The following is a 13646-nucleotide window of genomic DNA, read 5'->3' as shown; positions in this document are numbered from 1 at the left end:
GACGAAAGCCAGTCAAGTTCTGCTCGATGGGGGCTTGAGCCGAAGGTGATTGCCAACACTCGGAGTGTGAGTGGTGGTGAAAGCAGGTGCCGGCGGTGAACGACGGCGGAAACCTGAGGCCCGAGCCCGGCCAGGTGGTCCCGGCGGCGTACGAGGGGACCTGGAAGTTCGACGCCCCGGCGCTCGACTCCTCCGTGCCCCAGTCCCGGCACGCCGTACGCGACCTCCTCGTCCGGCAGCGCGTGCCGATCGGCGACGACCTGCTGCAGGGCGTGCTGCTGATCGTCTCGGAGCTGGTGACGAACGCGGTCCGGCACGCCGGCGTGCTCTCCCCGACGATCGGCGTCGAGCTGTCGGTCAGCGCCGGCTGGGTCCGCGTCGCCGTCCAGGACCAGCACCCGTACCGCCCGAAGGCCCTGCAGGCGGACGACGACGAGACGGGCGGCCGGGGACTGCTGCTGGTCAAGACGATCACGAACGAGGCGGGCGGCACCTGCGACGTGCAGCACACCGTCGACGGCGGGAAGGTGATCTGGGCCTCCTTCCCGCTCGCCGGGGTCACCAGCCGGACGCCGGCCCCGTCAGCTCCCGGATGGCCGGCCTGGCCGCGTCCAGCACCGTCATGAACCACGCCGAGAACGGGTCCTCGGCGTGCCGCTTCACCAGCTCGTCCGCCGTGACGAACGCCACCGCGCCCACCTCGTCGGCGTCCGGCCGCGGCGCGGCCCGCAGCAGTCCGGCGAAGAGGTGGTTGTACTCGTGCTCCACCAGCCCCGAGGCCGGGTCTGGGTGGCGGTACGTCACGGTGCCGGCCTCGGCGAGCAGCGCGGGCGAAACTCCCAGCTCCTCGAAGGTGCGGCGGGCCGCGGCGGCGAGCGGCGACTCGCCGGGGTAGGGGTGGCCGCAGCAGGAGTTGGACCAGACGCCGGGGGAGTGGTATTTGCCCGGCGCCCGCTGCTGGAGCAGCATCCGGCCGGCGGTGTCGAAGAGGAAGACGGAGAACGCCCGGTGCAGCCGGCCGGGCTCGCGGTGCGCGGACAGCTTCTCGGCGGTGCCGATCGTGTTGCCGTCCTCGTCGACGAGTTCCAGCATGATCTCTTCGGTGGTAGCGGCCGGCATGACCATCCTTTGCGTCCGATCTACGGCGTCCGGTGCAGCAGCGCCCCGGTCTCCGCGGCGGGCGGACACGACGGGACGCCGCACTCAGTCTGCCCCACGGGTGACGGCTCAATGACAGAGATGTGCCTCGTGATCGGCGTGTCCGACGGGCTCGATCTGGAATGTGCAATGGTCGACGTCGAAATGATCGCCGAGGCACCCCTGCAGATCGTGCAGCAACCTCTCCTGACCCACGGCCTGCAGCACGTCGCTCTTGACCACGACGTGCGCCGATATCACCGGCATCCCCGAGGTGATCGTCCACACGTGCAGGTCGTGCAGCTCCACCACGCCCGGCAGCGCGAGGATGTGCGACCGCACCTCGGCCACGTCCACGTCCTTCGGCGCCGCCTCCAGCAGCACGTCCAGCGCCTCGTGCAGCAGCCGGAACGTCCGCGGGATGATCATCGCGCCGATGGCGAGCGAGGCCACCGGGTCCGCGTACTGCCAGCCGGTGGTGACGATGACCAGCGCCGAGATGATGACCGCGACCGACCCCAGCGCGTCCGCCAGCACCTCCAGAAAGGCGCCGCGTACGTTGAGGCTCTCCTGCCGGCCGCCCATCAGCAGGGCCAGCGAGACGAGGTTGACCACCAGGCCCGCGGCACCGAACGCCAAGGTCAGCCCGCCCTCGATCTCCGGCGGGTCCATGAAGCGGCGCACCGCCTGGTACAGGATGTAGCCGCCGACGCCGACGAGCAGCAGGCAGTTGGCCAGCGCCGCCAGGATCTCGGCGCGCGCGAAGCCGAAGGTGCGGCGCTCGCTCGTCGGCCGGTTCGCGAAGTGGATCGCCAGCAGCGCCATGGACAGCCCGACCACGTCGGTCGCCATGTGCCCGGCGTCCGCGACGAGCGCCAGCGAACCGGTGATCACCCCGCCGACCACCTGCAGGCCCAGCACCGACAGCGTGAGGGCCAGGGCGACGCGCAGCCGGCCGCGGTGCGCGGCGGAGGCCGTACCGCCGGCCGGTCCGTGGGAGTGGTCGTGCCCTGCGCCCATGCCGCGTGCCCTCCGGTTCCCGACGACGGTCGCGGACAGGCCTTCGTACCCGCCCGGTGATCTCAGTGAACTACGGGCCGGGGGTATTCGCCAAACCTTGACATGAAGTCGGTTTTCATCGTCTGACCTGCGGAAACGCTCCTTCGGGCGTCTCGGCTGGTCAGCCGCGCCGGGCCGCTAGGGGTGGCTGTGCAGCCAGCCCGCCCAGGCGGACTCGACCATTGCGCGTACGTCCAGCCGGGGGAGCCAGCCCAGCTCCTTGGCCGCCAGGTCGTACGACGCGACCACCCGGGCCGGGTCGCCGGGCCGGCGCGGGTGGACCACCGGGGGGTGCTCGCGCCGCCCGGTGACGTCGGCGACGACCTCGGTCAGCTCGCGCACGGACACCCCCGTGCCGCTGCCGAGGTTCACCGTCAGGTCGCCCGAGACCGCGGGGGCGGCGACGCGACGGGCCGCCGCGAGGTGGGCGTCGGCGAGGTCGACGACGTGGACGTAGTCGCGGATGCAGGTGCCGTCGGGGGTGGGGTAGTCGTCGCCGAAGATCCGCATGGGCTCGTGTGCGGTCAGCCGCTCGAAGAACATCGGGACCACGTTGAACACACCGGTGTCCGCCAGCTCCGGTGCGGCGGCGCCGGCGACGTTGAAGTACCGCAGGCAGGCGGTGGCCAGCCCGTGCGCGCGGCCGGTGGCCCGCAACAGCCACTCGCCGGCCAGCTTGGTCTCACCGTACGGGTTGATCGGCCGGCAGGGCGTGTCCTCCGTGACGAGGTCGACGTCCGGCGCGCCGTAGACGGCGGCGGAGGAGGAGAGGACGAAGCGGCGGACGCCCGCGGACACGACGGCCTCCAGCAGCACCCCCAGGCCGTGCACGTTCTCCCGGTAGTACGTGAGCGGCTGCTCCACGGACTCGCCGACCTGCTTCTTCGCCGCCAGGTGCACCACACCCGTGACGTCGTACTCAGCGAAGGCGCGGTTGAGCAGCAGCCGGTCCAGAAACGTGCCGCGCACCAGCGGCACGTCCGCGGGCAGCCGGACCGGGTTCCCGGTGGACACGTCGTCCAGCACGACGACCCGCTCCCCGGCACCCACCATGGCCCGCACGACATGCGCGCCGATGTAACCGGCCCCGCCGGTGATCAACCACGTCATGGCGGAACACTACCGCCCCGGTTTGGAGCACGGATACGGGCTGCGAAATGATGATCGCCACCCGGTCGAGGCGAACGGGCGGTGAACCCACGGTTCCAGGGATCCGCTAACCTCTGCCGACAGCCGCCCGGCCGGACGGGGGAGGGGCGGCCCCGCCTGCCGCCCCGCTGCGCTGCCAAGGAGTGAGTTCGTCTGCGGACCGCAATCCTGATCGGCCCGCCCGTCCCCGGGTCACCCCTGGAGAGCGACCTCGAGTCGCTGGGCTACGACGACGTGCGTACCGCCGCGGACGTGGCCGACGCCGCCACCGTCCTCGCGCTGCTGCCCGGGGACGGCCGGGTCGCCCTCGTCGACAGCCGCTTCGTCGGCCACCGGCACAGCCTGCGCCTGACGCTCACCGACCCCCGCTGGCCCGCCGCCGCCGCGCCCGGCGTGGTCGCCGTGCAGACGCCCGCGGCCCGCACCGCGCTCTCCCGTGCGGTGATGCGCAGCCGCACCCTCGACGGCGTGGCCGAGGAGACGGCCGCGCAGCTCGCGGAGGGCGGCTCCGGCAAGGGTGACCTGGCCCGGCCGGAGCTGGGCGTGCTGGTGGCCGCCGTACCCGAGGACGCGCTGGCGCGGGCGAAGGCGACGGACGCGGTCGCCGCCGTGGACGAGGAGAAAGCCCGGCTGCGGGCCGCGGTCAAGAGCCGCGACGGCTTCTTCACCACCTTCTTCATCAGCCCCTACTCGCGCTACCTGGCCCGCTGGTGCGCCCGCCGCGGCCTCACCCCGAACCAGGTCACCACCGCCTCCCTGGCCACCGCCGTGCTCGCCGCCGGCTGCGCGGCCACCGGCACCCGCGGCGGCTTCGTCGCCGCCGGCGCGCTGCTGCTCCTGTCCTTCGTGCTCGACTGCACCGACGGCCAGCTCGCCCGCTACTCGCTGCAGTACTCCACGATGGGCGCCTGGCTCGACGCCACCTTCGACCGCGCCAAGGAGTACGCCTACTACGCGGGCCTCGCCCTCGGCGCCGCCAACGCCGACGGCGACGACGTGTGGGCCCTCGCCCTGAGCGCCATGGTGCTGCAGACCTGCAGGCACGTCGTGGACTTCGCCTTCAACGAGTCCATCGCCGGCCCCGCCGCCGCGGCAGGCAACACCAGCCCCACCGCCGCGCTCTCCGAGCGGCTCGACCGGCTCGGCTGGACGGTGTGGCTGCGCCGCATGGTCGTGCTGCCGATCGGCGAGCGCTGGGCGCTGATCGCGGTGCTCACCGCGGTCACCACCCCCCGCGTCGTCTTCGTCGTCCTGCTTGTCGGCATGGGGCTGGCCGCCTGCTACACCACCGCGGGCCGCGTGCTGCGCTCCCTCAAGCGCCGCGTCCCCCGCAGCGAGCAGGCCCTGAAGGCGCTGGACGAGCTGACCGACACCGGCCCGCTCGCCGAGGCCACCGCCCCCTCCCTGCGCGCGTCCGCACGCTCCCTGCCGTCGTACGCGCCTCCCGCCGTCGCCGCCGGCGGCGCCACGCTGCTCGTGGCGCTGGCGCTCTTCACCCCGTACGGCACCTGGTGGCCGGTGATCGGCGCCGTCGGCTACGTCCTGACCTCGGCGTTCGCCATATCCCGCCCGCTCGCGGGCCCGCTGGACTGGCTCGTGCCGCCGGTCTTCCGGGCCGCCGAGTACTTCGCCGTCCTCGTGCTCGCCGCCCGCGCCGAGGTGAACGGAGCCCTTCCCGCGGCTTTCGGCCTGGTTGCCGCGGTCGCCTACCATCACTACGACACCGTGTACCGCATCCGCGGCGGCACGGGTGCGCCCCCGCGCCTCCTGGTGCGGGCGATCGGCGGGCACGAGGGACGGACGCTGGCGGTCACGCTGGCGGCAGCCCTGCTGACCGGCACACGCTTCACGTTCGCGCTCGCGGCCATCGCCGTGGCCGTGGCGCTGGTGGTGCTCACCGAGAGCATCCGCTTCTGGGTCTCCTCCGGAGCCCCCGCTGTACACGACGAAACAGGAGAACCCGCATGATCGGCCTCGTGCTGGCGGCCGGCGCCGGAAGGCGTCTGCGCCCCTACACCGACACCCTGCCGAAGGCCCTGGTGCCTGTCGACGGGGAGACCACCGTCCTCGACCTCACTCTCGGCAACTTCGCCGAGATCGGGCTCACCGAGGCGGCGATCATCGTCGGCTACCGCAAGGAGGCCGTGTACGAGCGCAAGGAGGCCCTGGAGAGCAGGTACGGGCTGAAGCTCACCCTGATCGACAACGACAAGGCCGAGGAGTGGAACAACGCCTACTCCCTGTGGTGCGGCCGGGACTCGGTCAGGCACGACGTGATCCTCGCCAACGGCGACACCGTCCACCCCGTCTCCGTCGAGAAGACCCTGCTCGCCGCCCGCGGCGGCGGCAAGAAGATCATCCTCGCCCTCGACACGGTCAAGCAGCTCGCCGACGAGGAGATGAAGGTCGTCGCCGACCCCGACAAGGGCGTCCAGAGGATCACCAAGCTGATGGATCCGGCGACGGCCACCGGCGAGTACATCGGCGTCACCCTCATCGAGGGCTCGGCCGCGGACGAGCTGGCCGACGCGCTGAAGACCACCTTCGAGCGCGACCCCGACCTCTATTACGAGGACGGTTACCAGGAGCTGGTCAACCGCGGCTTCAAGATCGACTTCGCGCCGATCGGGGACGTCGCCTGGGTCGAGATCGACAACCACGACGACCTCGCCAAGGGCAGGGAGATCGCGTGCCGGTACTGACCCGCCTGATCCCGTCGCCGCTGACGGTCGACATCCGGGCCGGGGCGCTGGACGACCTCGCGGACCTCCTCTCGGACCAGCGCGTCGCGCCGTCCGGCCGGCTCGCCTTCGCCATCAGCCCGCGCTCCGGGCAGGCGCTGCGCGACCGCTTCGCGCCGGCGCTGCCCGGCGCCGACTGGTTCGCGGACGCCGACGGCACCATCGACGGCGCCGTCCGGCTCGCCGACTCCATCAAGAGCACCGGCCGCTACGACGCCGTCGTCGGCCTGGGCGGTGGCAAGGTCATCGACTCCGCGAAGTACGCCGCCGCGCGCGTCGGCCTGCCGATGGTCGCCGTGGCCACCAACCTCGCCAACGACGGCCTCTGCTCGCCGGTCTCCACGCTCGACAACGACGCCGGCCGCGGCTCGTACGGCGTGCCCAACCCCATCGCGATGGTCATCGACCTCGACGTCATCCGCGAGGCCCCGGCCCGCTTCGTCCGCGCCGGCATCGGCGACGTGACGTGCAAGATCTCCGCCGTCGCCGACTGGGAGCTGTCCCACCGCGAGACCGGCGAGCCCATCGACGGGCTGGCCGCCGCGATGGCCCGCAGCGCCGGCGACTCGGTGCTGCGCCACCCCGGCGGAATCGGCGACGACGACTTTCTCGTCATCCTCGCCGAGGCGCTGGTGCTCTGCGGCATCGCGATGTCGGTGGCCGGCGACAGCCGCCCGGCCTCCGGCGCGTGCCACGAGATCAGCCACGCCTTCGACCTGCTCTACCCGCGGCGCTGCGCGCTCCACGGCGAGCAGTGCGGCCTCGGCGGGACGTTCGCCACGTTCCTGCGCGGCGACCGGGAGACGGCGCTGCTCATGGCGCAGGTGCTCCGCCGGCACGAACTGCCCGTGCTGGCCGACGACATCGGCTTCACGGACGACGAGTTCGTGAAGGCCGTCGAGTTCGCGCCGCAGACCCGGCCCGGCCGGTACACGATCCTCGAGCACCTCGACCTGTCCACCGACCAGATCAGAGACGCCTACGCCGACTATGCCAAAGCCATCGGTAGCTGAGCTACGGCCCGTGGTCCACCCCGCGGGGGTGAAGGACCGGCGCAGCGGGGAGCACTGGGCCGGCCGCCTGTACATGCGCGAGATCTCGCTGCGCGTGGACCGGCACCTGGTGACCACCCGGGTGACGCCCAACCAGCTCACGTACGTGATGACCGTCGCCGGCGTCCTCGCCGCCCCGGCGCTGCTCGTCCCCGGGATCCCGGGCGCCCTGCTGGGCGTGCTCATGGTCCAGCTGTACCTGCTCCTCGACTGCGTCGACGGGGAGGTCGCCCGCTGGAAGCAGCAGTTCTCCATCGGCGGCGTGTACCTCGACCGGGTCGGCGCGTACCTCTGCGACGCCGCCGTGCTCGTCGGCTTCGGCCTGCGCGCCGCCGACCCGTGGGGCGACGGATCCGTGGACTGGCTGTGGGCCTTCCTCGGCACCCTCGCCGCGCTCGGCGCCGTGCTGATCAAGGCGGAGACCGACCTCGTCGGCGTGGCGCGCCACCAGCAGGGGCTGCCGCCGGTCAAGGAGTCCGCCGCGGAGCCGCGTTCGTCGGGAGTCGCCGTGGCCCGCAAGGCGGCCGCGGCACTGAAGTTCCACCGGCTGATCCTGGGGATCGAGGCGTCACTCGTCATCCTCCTGCTGGCGATCCTCGACCTGATCAAGGGGGACCTGTACTTCTCCCGGCTCGGTGTCGCCGTGCTCGCCGCGATAGCAATGCTGCAGACCCTTCTCCACCTGGTCAGCATTCTGGCCTCCAGTAGGTTGCGGTGAGCCGAATGACATATGAACACCAGCCCCGGCCGCGGGAGGCGACGCGCCCGGAGGACGTCCGCCTCGGCGCGGTCGTGATCACGATGGGGCAGCGCCCCGGCGAGCTGCGCGCGCTGCTGGAGTCGATCGCCAAGCAGGACGGCGCCCCCGTCGAGGTGGTCGTCGTCGCCCAGGGCGTCACCGTGCCGAACATCCCGCAGGGCGTACGGGTCGTGGAACTGCCCGAGAACCTGGGCATCCCCGGCGGGCGAAACGTCGGCGTCGAGGCGTTCGGCGACGGCGGCGGCGACGTCGACGTGCTGCTCTTCCTCGACGACGACGGTCTTCTGCCACAACAGGACACCGCCGCTCTGGTGCGCGAGGCGTTCGCCGCCGACCCGCGGCTCGGCATCGTCAGCTTCCGCATCGCCGACCCCGAGACGGGGGTCACACAGCGCCGGCACGTGCCCCGCCTGCGCGCCTCCGACCCGATGCGCTCCTCCCGCGTCACCACGTTCCTGGGCGGCGCCAACGCCGTGCGTACGGAGGTGTTCCAGGAGGTCGGCGGGCTGCCGGACGACTTCTTCTACGCTCACGAGGAGACCGACCTCGCCTGGCGGGCGCTCGACGCGGGCTGGCACATCGACTACCGCGCCGACATGGTGCTGCACCATCCGACGATGCCGCCCAGCCGGCATGCCTCGTACCACCACAACGTGGCCCGCAACCGCGTCTGGCTGGCGCGCCGGAACCTCCCCGCGCCGCTCGTCCCGGTCTATCTCGGTGTCTGGTTCCTTCTCACAGTGGCACGCAGCCCCTCGCGAGCTGTGCTGAAATCATGGCTCGTAGGCTTCCGAGAGGGCTGGCGCGCACCGTGCGGGCCGCGCCGGCCCATGAAGTGGCGTACGGTGTGGCGGCTGACCCGGCTGGGACGACCGCCCGTGATCTGACAAGCTCGTACCGTTGAGTGTCTGAGGACGAAAGTTACCGACTGTGAGCGATACGGCAGTGGGCGCTCCGCCCAAGCGCCATCCCGACGACGGGCTGTCCCCGGCCGAGCTGGCCGCCAAGTACAGCCTGACGGTGAGCGGCGCGCGCCCCGGACTGCCCGAGTACGTGCGGCAGCTCTGGGCGCGCCGCCATTTCATACTGACTTTCTCGCGCGCCAAGCTCACCGCGCAGTACAGCAAGGCGAAGCTGGGCCAGTTGTGGCAGGTGCTGACGCCGCTGCTGAACGCCACGGTGTTCTTCTTCATCTTCGGCATCCTGCTGGGCGGCCGCGGCAACATGTCGAAGAGCGAGTACATCCCGTTCCTGGTGATCGGGGTGTTCGTGTGGACGTTCACGCAGCAGTCGGTGATGTCGGGCGTGAAGTCGATCTCCGGGAACCTCGGACTGGTGCGGGCGCTGCACTTCCCGCGCGCCGCGCTGCCGATCTCCTTCTCGCTGCAGCAGCTCCAGCAGCTGCTCTACTCGATGATCGTGATGGCCGGGTTCCTGCTGGGCTTCGGCTTCTACCCCCGCTGGACCTGGCTGCTGGTCCCGGTGATCCTTGCGCTGCAGTACCTCTTCAACGCCGGGCTGGCGATGATCTTCGCCAGGCTGGGCAGCGACTCGCCGGACCTCGCCCAGGTGATGCCGTTCATCCTGCGCACCTGGATGTACGCGTCCGGGGTGATGTTCCCGCTGCACTACATGCTGGTGGACCGGGCGGACGCCCCGCAGTGGGCCGCCGACCTCATCGCGATGAACCCGGCCGCGGTGTACATGGACCTCATGAGGTACGTCCTCATGGGGGACTACCCGGCGAACAACATGCCGCCGCTCGTCTGGCTGCTGGCGCTGGGCTGGGCCGTCGTGATCGGGCTGCTCGGGTTCGTGTTCTTCTGGAAGGCTGAGGAGCGTTATGGCCGTGGCTGAACATCCGACGAGCCGGTCCGAGGCTGACGCCCCCGACGACGGGCGGGTGCCGACGGTCATCGCGGAGGACCTGCACATCGTCTACCGGGTGCAGGGCGGGGGGCGCAGCAAGGGCAGCGGCGCCGCCGCCCTGAACCGCCTCGTGCGCCGGGAGCGGAAGAACCGGGTGCGCGAGGTGCACGCGGTGCGCGGGGTGAGCTTCACGGCGTACCGGGGCCAGGCCATCGGCCTGATCGGCTCCAACGGCTCCGGCAAGTCGACGCTGCTGAAGGCCATCGCCGGCGTGCTGCCGGCGCACAGCGGCAAGGTGTACACCAACGGCCAGCCCTCGCTGCTCGGCGTGAACGCGGCGCTGATGAACGACCTCACCGGCGAGCGGAACGTGATGCTCGGCGGGCTGGCGATGGGCATGACCCGGGAGCAGATCCGCGAGCGGTACCAGGGCATCGTCGACTTCTCCGGCATCAACGAGAAGGGCGACTTCATCACCCTGCCCATGCGGACGTACTCGTCCGGCATGGCGGCGCGGCTGCGGTTCTCCATCGCCGCGGCCAAGGACCACGAGGTGCTGATGGTCGACGAGGCGCTGGCCACCGGCGACCTGCGGTTCCGCAAGCGCTCCGAGGCCCGGCTGCGCGAGCTGCGCAAGCAGGCCGGCACGGTGTTCCTGGTCAGCCACACCAACAAGTCCATCCGCGACACCTGCGACCGGGTGCTGTGGCTGGAGAAGGGCGAGTTGGTGATGGACGGCCCGACGGACGAGGTGCTGAAGGCGTATCAGGAGTTCGCCAAGCGATAGCCGCGCGCGTGCGTACGTGACGAAGGGCCCCGCCGCCGGCGGGGCCCTTCGTCGTGCGTGCCGAGCGTTCAGACCCCGGCCGGTGTGCGCTCGGGCTCCCGCACGGGCGCGGCGCCGGGCCCGGCCTCGCTCAGGCCCACCCGGCGGTGGACCCGGCGCAGCCAGCGCGGCGCGTACCACGCGCGCCCGCCCAGCAGCCGCATCGCGGCCGGCACCAGCACGCCGCGCACAGCGATCGCGTCGATGAGGATGGCGAGCCCGGCGCCGAGGCCGAACATCTGCAGGAAGCTGACCTCGCCGGTGCCGAAGGCGAAGAAGCTGACGGCCAGCAGCCCGGCGGCCATCGTCACGATCCGGCCGGTGCGGGCCAGCCCGTTCGTCACCGCCGTGGCCGGGTCCGCGCCCGCGTCGTGCAGCTCCTTGATCCGGCTGGTGAGGAAGACCTCGTAGTCCATCGACAGGCCGAAGGCGATGCAGAACATCAGCACCGTCATCGCCGTGTCCATCGGCTGCGGCGTGAAGCCCAGCAGCCCGCTGAGGTGGCCGTCCTGGAAGATCCACACCATCGCGCCCATGGCCGCGGCCAGGCTGACGGCGTTGAGGGCGATCGCGCGCAGCGGCTGGACGACGCTACCGGTGAAGAGGAACAGCAGCACGAACGTCGTGACCAGGATCATCCCGACGGCCAGCGGCAGCCGGCTGCCGATGCTGTCCTTGGCGTCGACCAGCACCGCGTCGGTGCCGCCGACGAGGGTCTCCACGCCGTCCGGCGCGGGCACCGCGCGCACGTCCCCGACCAGCTCCTGCGCCGCGCCCGACTTGGGCGCCGGCTCGACGGAGACCGTCAGCCGCTGGGCGTCGGGGCGGCCGAGGCCGTCGGCGGCCGGACTTGCGGGGCCGGCCGCGCCGTCGGCGTACGAGCCGTTGCTCGCGTCCACCCGGGCGACGCCGTCCAGCCGGGACAGCTCGGTGGCGTAACGAGCGAGGTCGGGCCCGGTCACGGCGCCCGTGGTGACGACGTTGATCGCGGTGCTGTCGTCGGCCGCGAATTCCTCCCGCAGCACGGTGGCCACCTGCCGGCTCTGCGCGCTCTCCGGGAGCACCCGCTCGTCCGGCGTGCCGAAGCTGACGCCCAGCAGCGGGCTCGCGGCGAGCAGCAGCACGCCGAGTACCGGCAGCGCGGTGAGCGCGGGCCGGCGCATCACGGCCCCCGCGACCCGGCCCCACAGCGGCGCGTCGGTGCGGCGCATGGCGCGGGCCCCCGGCACCCGGCCGCGGTTGACGCGGTGGCCGAGGACGACGAGCAGTGCGGGGATGATCACCAGTGCGCTGACCGCGGCGATGGCCACGACGCCGATGCCGGCGTAGGCGAAGGAGCGCAGGAAGTACAGCGGGAAGACCAGCAGCGCGGCGAGCGCGGCGACGATCGTCGCGGAGGAGAACGCGATCGTACGGCCCGCGGTCGCCACCGTGCGCCGGATCGCCGCCGGCACCTCGTCGCCCGCGGCCAGCTGCTCGCGGAAGCGGCTGACCAGCAACAGCCCGTAGTCGATGCCGAGCCCGAGGCCGAGCGCGATGGTGAGGTTGACCGAGAACACCGAGACGTCGGTGAGACTGCCCAGCACCCACAGCTCGGCGAACGTGCCGAAGATCGCCACCAGGCCGATCGCCAGCGGCAGCAGCGCCGCGACGACGCTGCCGAAGGCGAGGACGAGCAGCACGAGGGTGGCGGGCAGGGCGATCGACTCGGCCAGTGCCAGGTCAGCGGCGACCTGCGAGGACGCGTCGCCGTTCACCGCGGCACCGCCGCCGGCCCGGACGTTGACGCCGTCGCGGGTGCCGGTGTATTCGTCGGTCAGCTCCTCGGCGTTCTCGGGCTCCTTCGCGTCGCCGCCCGTGACGTGGGCGAGGATGAGGGCCCGGCTCCCGTCCTGCGACACCAGCCCGTCGCCGCCGCGGTCCCAGTACGACATCACGTTGGTGACGGTGGACTCGCCCCGCAGCGCCTCTGTGACCTCCCGCCCGCGTTCGCGGGCCGCGGCCCCGTCCGGCCCGCCGGACTCGGCGTCCACCAGCAGGACCAGGTTCGTATCGCCGCCGAATCGCTCGTCGATCACCTCCTGGGCCTGGCTGGACGGCGAGGCCGGGTCAGTGAAGCCGCCGGCGCTGAGCTTGCCGAAGGCGCCGAAGCCGAGCGCGGCCATGCCGACCACGGCCACGACGGCGAGCACGAGCACGAGCCGGGTCCTGCGCAGTACGAGCTCCGCGATGCGTGTCAGCACGGTCGCTCCTCTCCTAATGTTTATAGCGTTAACATCGAGCCTGTCAGGGGATGTTAATGCTGTCAACTTCAGGCATGATGCGCGTATGAGTGAGGTCAGGGGCGGCAAGGCCGGATACCATCACGGCGATCTGCGCAACGCGCTGGTCGAGGCGGCTTCGGAGCTGGCCCGCGGCGGCGGGCCCGAAGCGGTGGTCCTGCGCGAGGCGGCGCGCCGCGTCGGCGTGTCGCCGACGGCCGCGTACCGCCACTTCGCCAACCAGGCCGATCTGCTGCAGGCCGTGAAGGACGACGGTCAGCGGCGGCTGGCGGACTCCATGGAGTCGGTGCTCGCCGAGACCGGGCTGCCCGCCGGCGGCGATCCGGCCGCGGCCGCCAAGGCCCGGCTGCTGGCCATGGGCCTCGGCTACATCCGCTTCGCGGTCGCCGAGCCCGGCATGTACCGCACCGCCTTCTGCCGGGTCGAGGCGCACCCGGAGAAGTGGACCGGCGGTGACGGGGCCGGGGAGCCCCGGCCGGGCGACGCGCGCTCCTTCCAGATGCTCGTCGACGCCATGGACGCCCTCGACGCGGCCGGCGTGCTGCGTCCGGGCGTGCGGGCGGGCGCGGAGTTCGCCGCCTGGTCCTCGGTGCACGGGCTGGCCATGCTGATCCTCGACGGGCCGCTGCAGGACCTGCCGCCCCTCAAGCGGGACGCGATCGTCACCCGCACGACCGCCATGATCTTGGACGGCCTCACCGTGTGACCGGCAAACCCCTTGCGCAGGACGGCGTTTCACGCTTCTCCGGACGCGCGGGGATTGAGGTGACC

13 protein-coding genes are annotated in these 13646 nt (G+C 71.9%); 9 read left to right on the top strand and 4 right to left on the bottom strand.

Translation table 11 applies throughout. The annotated features are described in order from the left end of the window. Positions 1-95 precede the first annotated feature (95 nt). On the top strand, positions 96-626 hold the full coding sequence (locus T328_RS07460) for an ATP-binding protein (protein WP_496495091.1): 531 nt from the start codon (positions 96-98) through the stop codon (positions 624-626). On the opposite strand, the gene idi is transcribed toward T328_RS07460, so the two are convergent. From idi to galE, 3 genes are all read right to left on the bottom strand, one after another. Beyond that, the gene (gene idi / locus T328_RS07455; RefSeq protein ID WP_496495090.1) at positions 559-1119 is read right to left on the bottom strand and encodes an isopentenyl-diphosphate Delta-isomerase; all 561 of its coding nucleotides are present in this window, start codon (positions 1117-1119) and stop codon (positions 559-561) included. The two genes, T328_RS07460 and idi, sit on opposite strands and share 68 nt — an antisense overlap. Before the next feature lie 108 nt (positions 1120-1227). Beyond that, complete coding sequence (locus T328_RS07450) at positions 1228-2157, bottom strand: cation diffusion facilitator family transporter (protein WP_496495089.1); 930 nt, start codon at positions 2155-2157, stop codon at positions 1228-1230. Between the two features lie 177 nt (positions 2158-2334). Continuing rightward, positions 2335-3306 carry a UDP-glucose 4-epimerase GalE gene (galE, locus tag T328_RS07445; protein WP_496495088.1) on the bottom strand — a complete coding sequence of 324 codons (972 nt, stop codon included), beginning with the start codon at positions 3304-3306 and terminating at the stop codon, positions 2335-2337. A 192-nt stretch (positions 3307-3498) separates the two neighbouring features. On the opposite strand from galE, the gene T328_RS07440 reads away from it, so the two are divergent. From T328_RS07440 to T328_RS07410, 7 genes are read left to right on the top strand one after another with little or no spacing between them, the layout of a single operon-like run. After that, positions 3499-5313, top strand: a complete 1815-nt coding sequence (locus tag T328_RS07440; RefSeq protein WP_496495373.1) for a DUF5941 domain-containing protein — start codon at positions 3499-3501, stop codon at positions 5311-5313. Then, on the top strand, positions 5310-6047 hold the full coding sequence (locus T328_RS07435; RefSeq protein ID WP_496495087.1) for a phosphocholine cytidylyltransferase family protein: 738 nt from the start codon (positions 5310-5312) through the stop codon (positions 6045-6047). Before T328_RS07440 ends, T328_RS07435 begins: the two co-directional genes overlap by 4 nt. Further along, entirely contained in the window at positions 6035-7099 is a 1065-nt protein-coding gene (locus T328_RS07430; protein WP_496495086.1) for an iron-containing alcohol dehydrogenase family protein, read from the top strand. The genes T328_RS07435 and T328_RS07430 overlap by 13 nt, the downstream gene beginning before the upstream one ends. Then, a complete protein-coding gene (locus tag T328_RS07425) occupies positions 7077-7856 on the top strand; it encodes a CDP-alcohol phosphatidyltransferase family protein (protein WP_496495085.1) in 780 nt (259 codons plus the stop codon). Before T328_RS07430 ends, T328_RS07425 begins: the two co-directional genes overlap by 23 nt. A 5-nt stretch (positions 7857-7861) precedes the next feature. Further along, positions 7862-8785, top strand: a complete 924-nt coding sequence (locus T328_RS07420; RefSeq protein ID WP_496495084.1) for a glycosyltransferase family 2 protein — start codon at positions 7862-7864, stop codon at positions 8783-8785. A gap of 58 nt (positions 8786-8843) precedes the next feature. Further along, a complete protein-coding gene (locus T328_RS07415) occupies positions 8844-9755 on the top strand; it encodes an ABC transporter permease (RefSeq protein WP_496495372.1) in 912 nt (303 codons plus the stop codon). Beyond that, the gene (locus T328_RS07410; protein ID WP_496495083.1) at positions 9742-10554 is read left to right on the top strand and encodes an ABC transporter ATP-binding protein; all 813 of its coding nucleotides are present in this window, start codon (positions 9742-9744) and stop codon (positions 10552-10554) included. The genes T328_RS07415 and T328_RS07410 overlap by 14 nt, the downstream gene beginning before the upstream one ends. A 68-nt stretch (positions 10555-10622) precedes the next feature. Here the strand turns inward: T328_RS07410 and T328_RS07405 are convergent, their stop codons facing one another. After that, positions 10623-12836 (bottom strand): MMPL family transporter, encoded by a 2214-nt coding sequence (locus T328_RS07405; protein ID WP_496495082.1) that lies wholly within the window; start codon positions 12834-12836, stop codon positions 10623-10625. Between the two features lie 85 nt (positions 12837-12921). On the opposite strand from T328_RS07405, the gene T328_RS07400 reads away from it, so the two are divergent. Then, a complete protein-coding gene (locus T328_RS07400; RefSeq protein ID WP_496495081.1) occupies positions 12922-13581 on the top strand; it encodes a TetR/AcrR family transcriptional regulator in 660 nt (219 codons plus the stop codon). The last annotated feature ends 65 nt before the right edge of the window (positions 13582-13646 follow it).

The sequence above is a fragment of the Streptomyces sp. CNX435 genome, assembly GCF_059570575.1.
Note: the sequence above shows the minus strand (reverse complement) of the source record. Positions and strands in the feature narration are given on the sequence as shown.

Excerpts from the sequence above, each read along its gene's own strand:
- T328_RS07450 (WP_496495089.1), bottom strand. The coding sequence starts at position 2,157 with ATGGGCGCAGGGCACGACCACTCCCACGGACCGGCCGGCGGTACGGCC.
- T328_RS07425 (WP_496495085.1), top strand. The coding sequence starts at position 7,077 with ATGCCAAAGCCATCGGTAGCTGAGCTACGGCCCGTGGTCCACCCCGCG.
- T328_RS07435 (WP_496495087.1), top strand. The coding sequence starts at position 5,310 with ATGATCGGCCTCGTGCTGGCGGCCGGCGCCGGAAGGCGTCTGCGCCCC.
- T328_RS07420 (WP_496495084.1), top strand. The coding sequence starts at position 7,862 with ATGACATATGAACACCAGCCCCGGCCGCGGGAGGCGACGCGCCCGGAG.
- T328_RS07410 (WP_496495083.1), top strand. The coding sequence starts at position 9,742 with ATGGCCGTGGCTGAACATCCGACGAGCCGGTCCGAGGCTGACGCCCCC.
- galE (WP_496495088.1), bottom strand. The coding sequence starts at position 3,306 with ATGACGTGGTTGATCACCGGCGGGGCCGGTTACATCGGCGCGCATGTC.
- idi (WP_496495090.1), bottom strand. The coding sequence starts at position 1,119 with ATGCCGGCCGCTACCACCGAAGAGATCATGCTGGAACTCGTCGACGAG.
- T328_RS07400 (WP_496495081.1), top strand. The coding sequence starts at position 12,922 with ATGAGTGAGGTCAGGGGCGGCAAGGCCGGATACCATCACGGCGATCTG.